Consider the following 13,504-nt stretch of genomic DNA (forward strand, 5'->3'; position numbering starts at 1 on the left):
GGTCCGTCGGTCTGGCACGGTCCTCGGCGGAGCTGACGATTCGAGTGTGGAAGGCCGCCGGGCCACTGTCGTTGACTACGGACGCAGGGTGCTTGCCGACCCGTGCACGGCGGCCGGGTACGCGAGATCCCGGTACTCTCCCGGCGGCATGCCGTAGGTGGCACGGAAGAGCCGACTGAAATGGGCGCTGTTGGTGAAGCCCCAGCGGCGGGCGATCGCGTGGACGGGACGCCCGGACAGGTGTGGGTCCGCGAGGTCGGCGCGGCAGCGTTCGAGCCGGAGTTCCCGGATCCGTCCGGCCACGGTCATGCCCTGGTCGTGGAAGAGTTTGTGCAGGTGGCGCAGGGAGATGTGGTGGGCGGCGGCGATCATGCCGGGGCCGAGTTCGGGGTCACCGAGCCGTCGCTGGAGGAAGTCGTGGATCCGGGCCTGGACCACCCGGTGCCGACTGTCGATCGGTACGGCGGCCTCGGTGTCGGTGTACTGGGCGCAGAGCGCGGTGACCAGGTCGACGGTGACGGTGGCCAACCGGAGCGCGTCGGTGGGGCGGTACCGGTCGGCGTGCCGGACCAGCGTGGTGAGGTAGCCGGCGAGCAGCGGTCCCACGCCGTGCCGGGCCGGCATCGGGGTGACGGCGAGCCGGTCGATCTGCCGGGCCGGTAGCGGCAGCCGCGGCCGGGGAATGTTGATCAGGATGTGGCGGATGACGTCGCCGTCTCCCGATCCGCCGTCGTCTCCCGAGGCCCAGCCGACCAGCGGCCGGGAACTGTCGTAGAGGACGAAGTCGTCGCCCCTGACGAGGCTCTCCCGGCCGTCGGCGGCCACCCCGAGGTTTCCGCGCAGGCTGAGCGCCAGGTGGAGCGTCTCCGGGTCGGACTGCTGGATCAGCCGCCGGTCGCGGTGGTACCTGATCGACTGGAACTCGTGCTGGATCACCTCGACCGGGCCGAGGTCGATCATCCGGCACCGGGCGTGGAAGCCGTGGTGATCGCCGTCCCGGTCGATCACCGTGGGCATCATCGACTGCCGGGTCCATTCGCGCCACCAGTCGAAACGCTCCGCAGCGGGTAGATCCTGGCTGGTGAGATCCACGAACACCATTAGCTGAGGGTAAAGCCGGGCTTTCAGGATCATTGCCTTGAATGCGACAGAAGACGGGAAGTCCGATAGCCGACAAGCCGGTCCGTGCCGTCCGGGTCGCCGCTCACGTCGACCGGCAGGTCTCCGCTACCGGGCGGACTCGTCTGTTGGTCGTTTGGGTCGCGGTAAGCTCTGGTCGGCTTTGGCTTCGGTCGTAGTGGCGTCTCGGCTCCGGCGGGCTTGGGAGCAACGTCACCGTGGTTGTCACCTCCACGTCCCAGCCATGCTCAGGGCGAATGGAGTGCAGGGATGTGTGCGGCTTGTTCGGTGGGGCCACGTGTGTCGGTAACGCAACGTGAGGCCGAAAAGTGAGCTATCGGCCTTTGCTTGCGGCGGGGCTCAGGCCGGACCCCGAGCCGGGTCTTGCACTGATATGGGGAGGACTCATCATCGCGGTGGCCGTCCTCGGGCTTTTCAAACCGTCGATTGCCATCGGGAAAAGTCGGTTCTTCCCGGCGGTGGCTCTCGTCATGGGGCTGGCACTGGTTGTGGTGTCTCTAGTCAATCTTCCTGATTGATCGTTTCGCTGGTGCTGCGAGAGCCCAGGCCGCAAACCGGGCTCCCGCAACCTGTCATGGCTGCGGCCTGCAGGTCCGGCCGGCGAGGCGAGATCGTGGTGTCGAGCGGGCACCGTTCGACACCACGATCCACGGAGACGGGAGTCAGGCGGGGCGGAGCCAGAGGGTGCCGAGCGGGGGGACCTGGAGGGCGGCCGAGGCGGGGAAGCCGTGCCACGGGACGCTCTCCGCGTGCACCTGGCCCAGGTTGCCCACCCCCGACCCGCCGTAGTGGTGCGCGTCGGTGTTGATGATCTCCGTCCAGGTGCCGCCGGCCGGTAGGCCGATCCGGTAGTCGGGCAGCGGGCGGGCCGAGAAGTTCACCACGCACACCAGGGTCGAGCCGTCCGGGGCGATCCGCACGAACGACGCGGTGTTGTTGGCGACGTCGTCCCCGGCGATCCAGCGGAAGCCGGCCGGGTCGGTGTCCTGCGCCCACAGCGCCGGGGTGGCCCGGTAGACCGCGTTCAGGTCCTTGACCAGCCGTTGCACGCCGGCCCGCGCCGGGTCGTGCAGCAGGTACCAGTCGAGGCCGCGTTCCTCGCTCCACTCCCGCTCGTCGCCCAGCTCGCAGCCCATGAACAGCAACTGCTTGCCCGGGTGCGCCCACATGTACGCCAGCAGCGCCCGCACGTTCGCCAGCTTCTGCCAGGTGTCGCCGGGCATCTTGGCGACCAGCGAACCCTTGCCGTGCACCACCTCGTCGTGGCTGATCGGCAGCACGTAGTTCTCGCTCCACGCGTACGCCAGCGAGAAGGTGAGCTGATGGTGGTGGTGCTGCCGGTAGACCGGGTCCTTCGAGGTGTAGAGCAGGGTGTCGTGCATCCAGCCCATGTTCCACTTGAAGCCGTACCCGAGCCCGCCGCCGCTGGTCGCCCGGGTCACGCCCGGCCAGGCGGTGGACTCCTCGGCGATCATCACCACCCCGGCGTGGTGCTTGTAGACGGTGGCGTTGACCTCCTGCATGAAGGCGATCGCCTCCAGGTTCTCCCGGCCGCCGTACTGGTTCGGGGCCCACTGCCCCTCACCCCGGGAGTAGTCCAGGTAGAGCATGGACGCCACCGCGTCCACCCGCAGGCCGTCCACGTGGAACTCGTCCAGCCAGTACAGCGCGTTGGCGACCAGGAAGTTGCGTACCTCCCGGCGACCGAAGTCGAACACGTACGTGCCCCAGTCGGGGTGTTCGCCCCGGCGTGGGTCGGGGTGCTCGTACAGCGGGGTGCCGTCGAAGCGCGCGAGGGCCCACTCGTCCTTCGGGAAGTGCGCCGGCACCCAGTCCAGGATGACCCCGATCCCGGCGGCGTGCAGGGTGTCGACCAGGTGCCGGAACGCGTCCGGGTCACCGAACCGGGAGGTCGGCGCGTAGTACCCGGTGACCTGGTAACCCCACGACCCGCCGAACGGGTGCTCCATCACCGGCAGGAACTCCACGTGCGTGAAACCCAGGTCGGTCACGTACGCGGTCAACTGCTCGGCCAGTTCCCGGTAGCCGAGGCCGGGCCGCCACGAGCCGAGGTGCACCTCGTACACGCTCATCGGTTCCTGGTGCGGCTGCCGCTTCGCCCGCCGCGCCAACCAGTCGGCGTCCCCCCACTGGTACGTGGAGCGGTGCACCACCGACGCGGTGGCCGGCGGCACCTCCGCGTACGCGGCCATCGGGTCGGCCTTGTCCCGCCAGTGCCCGTCCGCGCCGAGGATGCGGTACTTGTACCGCTGCCCGACGGTGACGCCCGGCACGTACAGCTCCCACACGCCGCTGGACCCGAGTGAACGCATCGGCCAGCCGTCGTCCGGGCCCCAGCCGGTGAACTCGCCGACCACCCGGACGCCCTGGGCGTTGGGCGCCCACACCGCGAACGCCACCCCGTCGCCGTGTACCCGTGCGCCGAGCGCCTCCCAGAGCCGCTCGTGGCGGCCCTCGCCGATCAGGTGCAGGTCCAGCTCACCGAGGGTGGGGAGATGCCGGTACGGGTCGTCGTGCACCGTCCCGTCCACCTCGACCCGGTAGTCGGTGACGGTGCCCGGGACGACGGCCTCGAAGACGCCCGCGTCGTGCACCCGGCGGGTCTCGTGCCGGCTCCCGTCGACCAGCAGGGTCACCTGTCCCGCGCCCCGGCGCAGGGTCCGGATGGTGGTGCGGCCGTCGGCGGGGTGCGCCCCCAGCAGGGCGTGCGGGTCGTGCGCCACACCGGCGATCAACTGGTCCATTCCACATCCTTGTCAGCGGGAGCGACCGGGGCGGTACCGCCGGAGAGGTCGTCCGGTACCGCCTCGACGGTCAGCTCGGTCGGTACGGCCGGGACGGGCGTCGGTGGCTCGGCGGGCGTGGGACGCCGCACCGTGAACACGTGTGCGGGCTGAAGATACGGGTCCAGCCGAACGGCGTTGCGCTGCCCCCACTCGTAGCTGGTGCCGGTCAACTCGTCGTGCACGGTGAACCGCTCGTGCCAGTCGAAACCGAGCGCGGGCATGTCCAGCGTGGTGTTGCCCCACTGCACGGTCCGCGAGTCGAAGGAGCAGACCACCAGCACGGTGTCCCCGGTGTCGGCGTCCCGTTTGGACCAGCACAGCAACGCCGGGTTGTCCATCTCGTGGAAGACCAGGTTGCGGAGCTGGTGCAGGGCCGGATGCTCCCGCCGGACCCGGTTCAGGGTGGCGATGAACGGGGCGAGGGACCGGCCCTGCGCCTGCGCGCCGGCCCAGTCCCGGGGCCGCAGCTCGAACTTCTCGTTGTCCAGGTACTCCTCCGCGCCGGGGCGGGCCTCGTGCTCGAAGAGTTCGTACCCGGCGTACATGCCCCAGGACGGGGAGAGCAGACTCGCCAGCACCGCCCGGATCTTGAACATCGGCGGCCCGCCGTGCTGCAACGTCTCGTGCAGGATGTCCGGGGTGTTCGGCCAGAAGTTCGGCCGCATCCAGTCCACCGAGGCGACCAGCTCTTCGCAGTACTCGCGCATCTCGGCGGGCGTGGTCCGCCAGGTGAAGTACGTGTACGACTGGGTGAAGCCGATCTTGCCGAGCCCGTGCATCATCGCCGGCCGGGTGAACGCCTCGGCCAGGAACAGCACGTCCGGGTCGACCTTCTTGACCTCGCCGATCAGCCAGTGCCAGAAGTCGACCGGCTTGGTGTGCGGGTTGTCGACCCGGAAGACCTTCACGCCCTCGCCGACCCAGTGCAGCACCACCCGCAGGATCTCGGCCCGGATGCCCTCCGGGTCGTTGTCGAAGTTCAGCGGGTAGATGTCCTGGTACTTCTTCGGCGGGTTCTCCGCGTACGCGATGGTGCCGTCGGCGCGGGTGGTGAACCACTCCGGGTGCTCGGTGACCCACGGGTGGTCCGGCGCGCACTGCAACGCCAGGTCCATCGCCACCTCCAGGCCGACGTCGGCGGCGGCGGCGACGAAGTCCCGGAAGTCCTCCGCCGTACCCAGGTCGGGGTGGATGGCGTCGTGGCCGCCCTCGGCCGCGCCGATCGCCCACGGCGAACCCACGTCGTCCGGCCCGGCGACCAGGGTGTTGTTGCGGCCCTTGCGGTTGACCCGGCCGATCGGATGGATCGGCGGCAGGTACAGCACGTCGAAGCCCATCGCCGCCACCCCGGGCAGCCGGTTCATGGCGGTGACGAAGGTGCCCGACTGCGCGGGCGCGTCGACCGTCGCCGGCACCGCCCCCTCCGAGCGCGGGAAGAACTCGTACCAGGCGGAGAAGAGCGCCCGGGGCCGGTCCACCCAGAGCGGGTACTCGTCGGCGGCGGTGACCAGCTCGCGGACCGGATGGGCCCAGAGCAGCTCGACCAGCTCCAAAGCCGGGGCCACCCGACGCGGAACCGGCAGCGTCCCGTCCCGCAGGGTCTCTGCCGCGCCGCGCACCCGCTCGCGGTCGGCGGACGGCACCGTGCCGACGGCGGCGTCCAGCACCCGCGCCCCCTCGGCCAGGTCGTTCGCCAGCTCGGCCGCGCCCTGCCCAGCGGCGATCTTCTTGGTGACGGCGTTCTGCCAGGTCAGGTACGGGTCGGCGAACGCCTCGACGGTGAACGTCCAGCGGCCCACCGCGTCCGGACGGATGGTGGCGTGCCAACGGTCCTGGCCGGGCTCGCCGGGCCGCATCCGGACCGGTGGGCGGTCCCGCCCGTCCGGGCCGCGCCAGACGACCGTGCAGCCCAGCGCGTCGTGCCCCTCCCGGTACGCGCGGGCGGACACCGGCACGACCTCGCCGACGACCGCCTTGGCGGGGTAGCGACCGCAGGCCACCGAGGGGGTGATGTCTTCGATCGGGAACCGTCCAGTCACCCCGTCAACCTACTGCGCGAGATCGCTTCGCGCGCGGGCGAGTGAGGACCGGCATCACCATTCTGTGTCCCATGTCGTTGGTGTCCCCTGAGACGGAGGGCGGGGTGGACGTGGTCGACGACGGCAGGATGCTCCGTATCGTCCGGGTGCAGAGCGCCGAGACCCCAGGGCAGCGCCTCGTCCGCCACATGCGGGGGCGGGCCAGCGCGCAGGAGACCGCGCACCTGTCCACCGACGAGCTGATGGAACTGCTGCGTGGCGAGTGACCCGGCTCCGGGCCCGCTCAGCCGATGAGGCTTCCGGTCACCGGTCCACCGGCGTCCAGGTCGGCGACCTCGACCATGCCCGCCCAGCCGCCGTCGTAGCCGAGCACCACCCGGGAGGTGGGGGTGGAACCGTGCCCGCTCTCGCGTCGCACGATGTCCCGGACCGTGGCGGCCTGGGTGGCGTCCAGCTCGACGCCGTGCCCGGTGCTGGTCACCCGGACCGTGCCGAGGGAGCCGTTCAGCACCACGCACGATCCGACGCCGTTCACCTCGACGTAGTACGTGTCGGCGTCGCACATCCCGATGAACCGGCCGACGACGCCGGGCCGCTGCGCCGGGGCGATCACCGTGCTGATCTCGTCGTCCACCGTGTAGACCTCCACCGTGTGCACGCCCGCCGGTGGCGGTTGGTTGCCGTCGTGCGTCACGACGTACGCGGCGGCCGTCGCCGCCGTCGTCACCCCGACGGCGGCGACCGCGACCAGGCCGATCAGCCACCGCCGTCGCCGGGACGTACGGGGGCGCGGATCACGGTCCGGACGGTCGGACGAGGTCCTCGAAGTCATGGGCCCACCGTATTGACCGCCCTACGCCGCCGCGTGAGTCGTCGTACTCAACACGAGCGTGACTTTCGGGCAGGCTAGGCGGGCGGTTTCGCGGCCACGAACGACCCCTTGCCCTGGTGCACCTCGATCCACCCCCGCTCGTCGAGGATCCGCAGAGCGAACCTGATGGGGGTAGGGCTGGCCCGGTACTGCTCGCACAGTTCGGCGATGGAGGGCAGCTTGTCGCCGGGGTGCAGCGTGCCGGACTGTATCGACGCGATCACGTCGGAGATGATCTGCTCGTACACGGGTTGTCTGGGCATGGCAAGGCCGCCTCTCGTCAGCCCTTCGAGCATGCCACGAACACAACATGCTGTGTGTGTTGTGTTGACTGTGTATGCAGTGCACTCTACTTTGTGGGTGAGGGCCTCTCGTCAGCAGCGGAGTCCTCGACCCCCGGGGCGGGGTGGTTCTTCCCCGTGCCACCCCGCCCTCCCGCCGGCTTCGAGGAGGCACAGATGCGTGAACGTCCCCACGACGGGCCGCCGCCCAGGGCGTACCCGGTGCCCGGGGCCAGACCGCCGCATCCCGACGGCGACCGGGTGCCCACCCCGGCCCCGCACGAGCACGCGGCCCGAGCCGACCACCCGCAGCGTGCCCCGCTGACCGGGCGGCAGTACGCCTACGGCCTGACGGTCGCGCTGCTCGTCCTGGTGCTGCTGGTGATCGGGGTGCTCCGGTGAGCTGGCGGGGGCGGCGGTGAACGAGCTGCCGGTGGGTCGTCGGGTCGCCCAGTGGCGGGTCCGTCGGAACATGACCCAGCAGCAGTTCGCCGACCGGCTCGGCAAGTCGAAGAGCTGGGTGGACAAGGTCGAACGTGGCGCGCGCCGGCTGGAACGGGTGTCCAGTCTCCGCGAGGTCGCCGACGCGCTCCGGATCGACCTGGACGTCCTGCTGCCCGACCGGCCGGGTGGGCGACCGGACCCCGTGGGCGACGGGGTGGAGCGGGTACGGGCCGCCCTGACCCGGTACCACGTGGAGGCCGCGGCCCGGCCGCCCGACCTGGCCGGGTTGGCGGTCCCGGCTGGACCACGCCCGGCAGACGTACCGGCACGCCCGGTACCCGCAGTTGCTCGCGTTGCTGCCCGGCCTGCTCGATGCTGTCCACGCCGCGCGGGCCGCCCGCCCCGGTCGGGTGGCCGAGACGTTGCTGGTCCCGCTGTACGGGCTGGCCGCCCTGGTGCTGGTCAAGGTCGGCCAGGGATCACTGGCCTGGTTGGCCGCCGACCGGGGGATGGCCGTCGCGATGGCCACGAACGACCCGACGACGGTCGCCGCCGCCACCGTGCCGCTGGCCCAGGCCCTGCGGTGCGACGACCGGCCCCGCTACGCGTTGGAGACCGCGCTCGTCGCCGCCCACCGGCTCATGCCGGCGGCAGCCGATGGCGGGCCTGCCGGCCCGGCCGGCGCTGCCCTGCTCGGGACGCTGCTGATCCAGGCCGCCCTCGCCGCCGCCGAACGCGGCGACGAGGACGGTGTACGCACGTTGCTGGACCAGGCCGCCGAGCTCCCCCGGGAGTCCGGGGCCGGTGACGGCGGGTTCGGTCCGGCGGCGGTCGGGGCCGCCCGGGTGGTGGCCGAGGCGGCCCTCGGGGATGTCGCGGCGGCGGCGGTACGGCACGAGCAGCTGATCGCCGGCGAGCGGTGGCGGTGGCTGCCGCCCGAGCACCGGGCCGCGTACCTGGTCGACGTGGCCCGTGCGTACGCCCGGGTCGACGACATGTTCCCAGCCGGCCGGGCGCTGCTGCTCGCGGAACGTACCGCCCCGGGGGAGGTGCACGACCGTCCACCGGTCCGGACCCTGGTCGCCACCGTCTCCCGGTCCCCGGCCGCCCCGCCTGCCTTCACCCGCCTGACCATCTCCTCCCACCGTCCGCCTCGTTCAAGATGAAATCGGTGCGGCACCTTGTCCGAAGCTGATTCGGGAATCTGGCTGCGGGATTCCCATGGGTCTGGTCGCGGGTCGCACAATCGATCTTGAATTGCGACAGAGACCAGGTAACGACTTGGTCATCATCCGCAATCCGAATGTTGCGGGCTGGTCCGCTACTTGTGTCGTCCTGATAATCGTGAGGTGGTGGTCACTTCCCGAACCCGGTATTGGCGTACCGCTCTGCTGAGCTGTCTTGTGGTCGGCAGTGTCGGCTTCCTCGTCTGGGCCTTCGGGGCCGGCTTGGGAAGGGCGACTGAGGTCGCGACCGTTGCCGGGCTGCTGATCGCGGTTGCGGCTCTGGTGATCGCGATCACGCAGGCGTGGCCTGCCCAGCAGCCGCCGGTGGACCGCGTCGCGGCTGCCGCCGCGCTGGCCGTCGACGTGCGAGACCAGTGGATCAGAGAAGTCGCCGCCCGGTCCGTCCACACCGAGGGCTTTATCCTGCCGGTGACCTGGACGATTGAGAGCGCGCAGTTCACCGACCCGGATCAGCCTGACCATCCGTGGCGGCGGCGCAAACAGGGCCGGCTGGACGGTGACTTCGCCAGCGCGAGCGACGAGATCGCCGAGGAGTACCGGCGGGTGACCAATCGTCGGCTGGTGGTGCTGGGGGAGCCCGGTGCGGGCAAGACCGTGATGGCGATCCTCCTGACGGTGGGCCTGCTGAACCGACGGTTCCGCGACGCGGAGTCACCGCCGCCGAGCCAGGAGGACCCGGTACCGGTGCTTTTGGCAGCATCTTCCTGGGATCCGGTCCTTGAGTCGTTCGACGACTGGGTTGTCAACGCCGTCGCCCTTTCGCACTACAACGGTGACACCCGCATACCCCGCATGCTGCTCGATTCGCGGCTGCTACTGCCCGTGGTCGACGGCCTGGACGAGGTACCGGAGCCGTCCCGCCGCGAAGCGGTCGATCGCATCAACGGTGCCATCGGAGTCTCCAGACCGATCGTGGTCACCTGCCGTGCCAACGAGTACGAGCGCGCCATTCGCGGTGGGGCACCGGTCCTGCTCCGCTCACCGGTGGTTCGCATGAAGCGGATGCAGGCTGCGGAGACCATCCGGTATCTACATCACGTGATCGATGATCCGGATCGCGAGGGCTGGCAGCGGATCTTCGAGGAACTTCGTGAGCGGTCAGCCGGCCCGCTCGCAGAGGCCCTGTCGACCCCGCTCATGGTTTCGTTGCTGGTTGCCGAGTACGGCCGGGCGGACAGCCATCCCGAGGAACTGTTCGACTCGGCCGTCCACAAGACCCGGCACACGGTGGAGAACCATCTGTTCGACAACGTGGTCGCGGCCAGGTTCGCCGACTCGCCTGCCGGACGGTACGACCCTCAGCAGGCTGCCCGATGGCTCACCTTCCTGGCGAGGTACCTGCACCAGCACCAGGAGCGTGACCTGGCCTGGTGGCGGATGAGCGAGCGGTTGATGCCCCGTCTGGCTGTACCGGCTGTCGGCATCATGTTCGGTTTGCTACTGGCCATGGTGGTGATGACGGTCACGTGGTGGTTTCCGGACGTGTACACCGAAGACAAGCAGGAGCTGTTGGCGACTTCGCTGGCTTTCGGCGGTTTGTTCGCCATTATGTCAACCTTGACCTGGTATGCGGTCCCTGCCCGTATTCCCGGCCGTTTGGTGTGGGCACCAGTCGGGGCGTGGCCTCGGGTGAGGCGTGGCCTGTTCGTTGGCTTCGCGATCGTGATGATGCCGGTGATGGCCGCTCTACTTGCTGCGACGGCGGCCCAGCCAGTGATCCATGAACTGAAATACGCGTTTGTCAGAAACGCTGTCGCGATCGGGGTGGTGGCTGCGGCCATGGGCTGCGTGCTGGGGATCGGGCTGGCCGCCGATGCCCGGTTAAGTGCTCCCTCGGAGCGGTCCAGCCTGCCCAGCCCGGGTGCCTTCCTCCGGCACGATCGCCGCTCAGCGTTGGCTGGAGCGGCTGCGGCTGCGGTGTCGGTGATGGTCGCCGTTGTACCGATGATGCTGTTGGGTGCTGCGCTCGGCGACCGGTTGGGCCACAAGGTCGCGCCCGCAACCCGCCAACCCCGACCTGACGGGGTCTTGCCCTTCGAAGTCGACCTGGGCCTGAACGGGCCTGTCGCCGTGACTTTTGTGGTCGGTTTCGGCCTCTCGATCGGTGCTTTGGTGCTGCTGACCCGGGCCTGGCCCCGTTTCCTCCTGGTTCGCGCGTACTTGGCCGTACGCGGTAGGCAGCCATGGCGACTGCCCGCATTTCTGGCCGAGGCGCGGGACCGTAACCTGCTGCGTGAGTCCGGTGGCATGTGGCAGTTCCACCACATCGGATTGCAACACCGGCTGGCCAGCAGGCCACCGGTCGAGTCGCCATCCACGCAGACGCGGGAGTCCCCGCCTCTGCGGGACCGACGGCGGCGGGCATTGCTGCCCGCCGGCACTGCCGTTGCTGTCCTGATCGCACTCGCCCCCGTCGTTCTCGATCGACCATTGAAGCCCATGCACATACCCCTGGCGGCACCGACCGAGCAGGGGCTTCGGCTTAACGGAAGCCTCCCAACAGACTCGATTGGTTGGCGGCGCGTGGTGTTGAGTCGGGACGGCACGGTCCTGGTGCGATACCGTGAGGGCCTGCTGGACATCTGGGATATCGAACCGGAGAAGGGTACGAGCACGTACAGACATGTCCGTGTGTTTCCTCGGGCCGTGGCGCTCGCTGTCTCTGGGGACAATGAGAAGGTTGCGCTGGCTGGCCCTTTCGGGGTGTACGAGTACTTCATCGCGGCTTCGGGCAAAGGCCCACGTGAGGTGAGTAATGGGGATGCGAGTGGCCTTGTGTACGGCGGCCTTGCTTACGTGGGTGAAGAACTCGCCGCGATCTTCGGCAACGTGTCCGAGCCCGGTGTGCCTATCCGTACGCTGCGGATTGATGAAACGTTCGAAAGACCAATGCCGGATCCTCTGGATGGGGTGCCCGTACTGGATCCAGAAAACCCGACCGAGGCGGAGTTCGAGAAGATCGTTGAGAGGCTTGGCCGCCATGAACGGCTGGGGCCCTTCGCGTTCAAGCCCGGTGGAACGACGAAAGAGTTCGCTGCCCTGGTGAAAGGCGGGGGTGGCAGTTCTTTCAGAATCAACATCTACTCTGGATCGGAACTGTCGAGGATTCTGACGGGCTGCCGGAGCGACGACCTTACCGCAGTATCCTACAAGGATGACTCGAGCACCCTGGTGACTGGAAGCTCCAAAGGAACGGTTCGTTTCCCTCGTTCTGATGATTGCGAAGAAGAAGCCAGTGACCCGCTCACCTCGGAGAAGATTGTCGAAGTCACCGGTGTGGCCTTCCCGAAGATCGCTGCGAAGAGCGGTGAGGATCCCGTCCTGCTGGTAGGAGAAGGCGAAGATGATGGCGGGCTTCCTGTGGTTGAGGTGTGGCGCTGATCGTCGCCGCCCGCCACGTCTGCTGAACGGGACTATGTCAGCAGCGAGCGGTACACCTGCACGGTCTGGTCGGCGATGGCGGTCCAGGAGAAGTGGTCGATGGCGCGGCGGCGGCCGGCGCTGCCGAACTCGGCCACCCGGGTCGGGTCGGCCAGGAGGGTGTTGATCGCGGTTGCCAGGTCGGCGACGAAGCGGTTCGGGTCGAGTGGGGTGCCGGAGCCGTCGGTGGCCTGCTCGATCGGGACCAGCAGGCCGGTCTCGCCGTCGGCGACCACCTCGGGGATGCCGCCGGTGGCGGTCGCCACCACCGCCGTCTCGCAGGCCATCGCCTCCAGGTTGACGATGCCCATCGGCTCGTACACCGACGGGCAGACGAAGACGGTGGCGTGCGTGAGGACCTGGATCACGTCGGGTTTGGGCAGCATCTCGGCCACCCAGACCACGCCGGAGCGGGTGGCCCGCAGCTCGTCGACGAGCCCTTCCACCTCGGCGGCGATCTCCGGGGTGTCCGGCGCGCCGGCCAGCAGCACGAGTTGGGTGTCCGCCGGGAGGGAGTGCGCGGCCCGGAGCAGGTACGGCAGGCCCTTCTGCCGGGTGATCCGGCCGACGTAGACCACGCTGGGGCGGTCCGGGTCGATGCCGAGCCGGGCCAGCACGTCGGTGCCGTGGTCGGGGGCGTACTGGACGGTGTCGATGCCGTTGTGCACCACCCGGACCTTCGCCGGGTCCACCGCCGGGTAGGCGGCCAGCACGTCCCGCATCATGCCGGCGCTGACCGCGATCACCGCGTCGGCGGCCTCGATGGCGGTCCGCTCGCACCAGGAGGAGAGCGCGTACCCGCCGCCGAGCTGCTCGGCCTTCCACGGCCGCAGCGGCTCCAGGCTGTGCACGGTCACCACGTGCGGCACCCCGTGCAGCAGCTTCGCGGTGTGCCCGGCCAGGTTGGCGTACCAGGTGTGGCTGTGCACCACGTCGGTGCCGGCGCAGCCGGCGGCCATCGCCAGGTCGACGCCCATGGTGCGCAGCGCGGCGTTCGCCCCGGCCAGTTCGGCCGGCTCCGGGTACGCGGTGACGCCCGGCTCGGTGCGCGGCGCGCCGAAGCAGTGCACCCGTACGTCGGCGAGCCGGCGCAGCTCCCGGGCCAGGTACTCGACGTGCACCCCGGCACCCCCGTACACCTCCGGCGGGTACTCCCGGGTGAGCAGGTCGACGCGCAGCGGGGCGGAGTGGCTCATGACCCCGCACCCTAGTGCACCGCACGTCCCCGCACCCGACAGAGAAACCCGACCGTACG

10 protein-coding genes and 1 pseudogene are annotated in these 13,504 nt (G+C 69.7%); 5 read left to right on the forward strand and 6 right to left on the reverse strand.

What is annotated here, in order from left to right; genetic code table 11:
* Positions 1–75: 75 nt before the first annotated feature.
* The 3 genes from PVK37_RS16210 to PVK37_RS16220 form a co-directional block, all read right to left on the reverse strand.
* Positions 76–1,101: an AraC-like ligand-binding domain-containing protein gene (locus PVK37_RS16210; protein ID WP_275034847.1), complete on the reverse strand. Its 1,026-nt coding sequence runs from the start codon at positions 1,099–1,101 to the stop codon at positions 76–78.
* Between the two features lie 701 nt (positions 1,102–1,802).
* A complete protein-coding gene (glgB, locus tag PVK37_RS16215; RefSeq protein ID WP_275034848.1) occupies positions 1,803–3,905 on the reverse strand; it encodes a 1,4-alpha-glucan branching protein GlgB in 2,103 nt (700 codons plus the stop codon).
* The gene (locus PVK37_RS16220) at positions 3,893–5,986 is read right to left on the reverse strand and encodes an alpha-1,4-glucan--maltose-1-phosphate maltosyltransferase (RefSeq protein ID WP_275034850.1); all 2,094 of its coding nucleotides are present in this window, start codon (positions 5,984–5,986) and stop codon (positions 3,893–3,895) included. The genes glgB and PVK37_RS16220 overlap by 13 nt, the downstream gene beginning before the upstream one ends.
* Positions 5,987–6,066: 80 nt before the next feature.
* Here PVK37_RS16220 and PVK37_RS16225 point away from each other — a divergent pair, with 80 nt between their 5' ends.
* On the forward strand, positions 6,067–6,252 hold the full coding sequence (locus PVK37_RS16225; RefSeq protein WP_275034852.1) for a hypothetical protein: 186 nt from the start codon (positions 6,067–6,069) through the stop codon (positions 6,250–6,252).
* A gap of 17 nt (positions 6,253–6,269) precedes the next feature.
* Here PVK37_RS16225 and PVK37_RS16230 read toward each other — a convergent pair whose 3' ends face one another.
* Both PVK37_RS16230 and PVK37_RS16235 read right to left on the reverse strand, forming a co-directional pair.
* Positions 6,270–6,818, reverse strand: coding sequence for a hypothetical protein (locus PVK37_RS16230; RefSeq protein ID WP_275034854.1), 549 nt, complete (start codon positions 6,816–6,818; stop codon positions 6,270–6,272).
* 74 nt (positions 6,819–6,892) lie between these two features.
* Positions 6,893–7,120, reverse strand: a complete 228-nt coding sequence (locus tag PVK37_RS16235; protein ID WP_275034855.1) for a winged helix-turn-helix domain-containing protein — start codon at positions 7,118–7,120, stop codon at positions 6,893–6,895.
* 195 nt (positions 7,121–7,315) lie between these two features.
* Between PVK37_RS16235 and PVK37_RS16240 the strand changes: the two genes are divergently transcribed.
* The 4 genes and pseudogenes from PVK37_RS16240 to PVK37_RS16255 all read left to right on the forward strand — a co-directional run bounded on the left by PVK37_RS16240 (position 7,316) and on the right by PVK37_RS16255 (position 12,210).
* Positions 7,316–7,540 carry a hypothetical protein gene (locus PVK37_RS16240; RefSeq protein ID WP_275034856.1) on the forward strand — a complete coding sequence of 75 codons (225 nt, stop codon included), beginning with the start codon at positions 7,316–7,318 and terminating at the stop codon, positions 7,538–7,540.
* 70 nt (positions 7,541–7,610) lie between these two features.
* Positions 7,611–7,691 (forward strand): annotated as a pseudogene (locus PVK37_RS16245) (hypothetical protein); the annotation flags it as partial.
* A 235-nt stretch (positions 7,692–7,926) separates the two neighbouring features.
* Positions 7,927–8,748: a hypothetical protein gene (locus PVK37_RS16250; RefSeq protein WP_275034857.1), complete on the forward strand. Its 822-nt coding sequence runs from the start codon at positions 7,927–7,929 to the stop codon at positions 8,746–8,748.
* 183 nt (positions 8,749–8,931) lie between these two features.
* Positions 8,932–12,210, forward strand: a complete 3,279-nt coding sequence (locus PVK37_RS16255; protein ID WP_275034859.1) for an NACHT domain-containing protein — start codon at positions 8,932–8,934, stop codon at positions 12,208–12,210.
* Positions 12,211–12,242: 32 nt separating this feature from the next.
* On the opposite strand, the gene glgA is transcribed toward PVK37_RS16255, so the two are convergent.
* A complete protein-coding gene (glgA, locus tag PVK37_RS16260) occupies positions 12,243–13,445 on the reverse strand; it encodes a glycogen synthase (protein ID WP_275034861.1) in 1,203 nt (400 codons plus the stop codon).
* Positions 13,446–13,504: the final 59 nt, after the last annotated feature.

Origin of the sequence: Micromonospora cathayae (genome assembly GCF_028993575.1) — a bacterium.
Taxonomy (GTDB): Bacteria; Actinomycetota; Actinomycetes; order Mycobacteriales; family Micromonosporaceae; genus Micromonospora; species Micromonospora cathayae.

Excerpts from the sequence above, each read along its gene's own strand:
- glgA (WP_275034861.1), bottom strand. The coding sequence starts at position 13,445 with ATGAGCCACTCCGCCCCGCTGCGCGTCGACCTGCTCACCCGGGAGTAC.
- glgB (WP_275034848.1), bottom strand. The coding sequence starts at position 3,905 with ATGGACCAGTTGATCGCCGGTGTGGCGCACGACCCGCACGCCCTGCTG.
- PVK37_RS16230 (WP_275034854.1), bottom strand. The coding sequence starts at position 6,818 with ATGACTTCGAGGACCTCGTCCGACCGTCCGGACCGTGATCCGCGCCCC.
- PVK37_RS16240 (WP_275034856.1), top strand. The coding sequence starts at position 7,316 with ATGCGTGAACGTCCCCACGACGGGCCGCCGCCCAGGGCGTACCCGGTG.
- PVK37_RS16235 (WP_275034855.1), bottom strand. The coding sequence starts at position 7,120 with ATGCCCAGACAACCCGTGTACGAGCAGATCATCTCCGACGTGATCGCG.
- PVK37_RS16210 (WP_275034847.1), bottom strand. The coding sequence starts at position 1,101 with ATGGTGTTCGTGGATCTCACCAGCCAGGATCTACCCGCTGCGGAGCGT.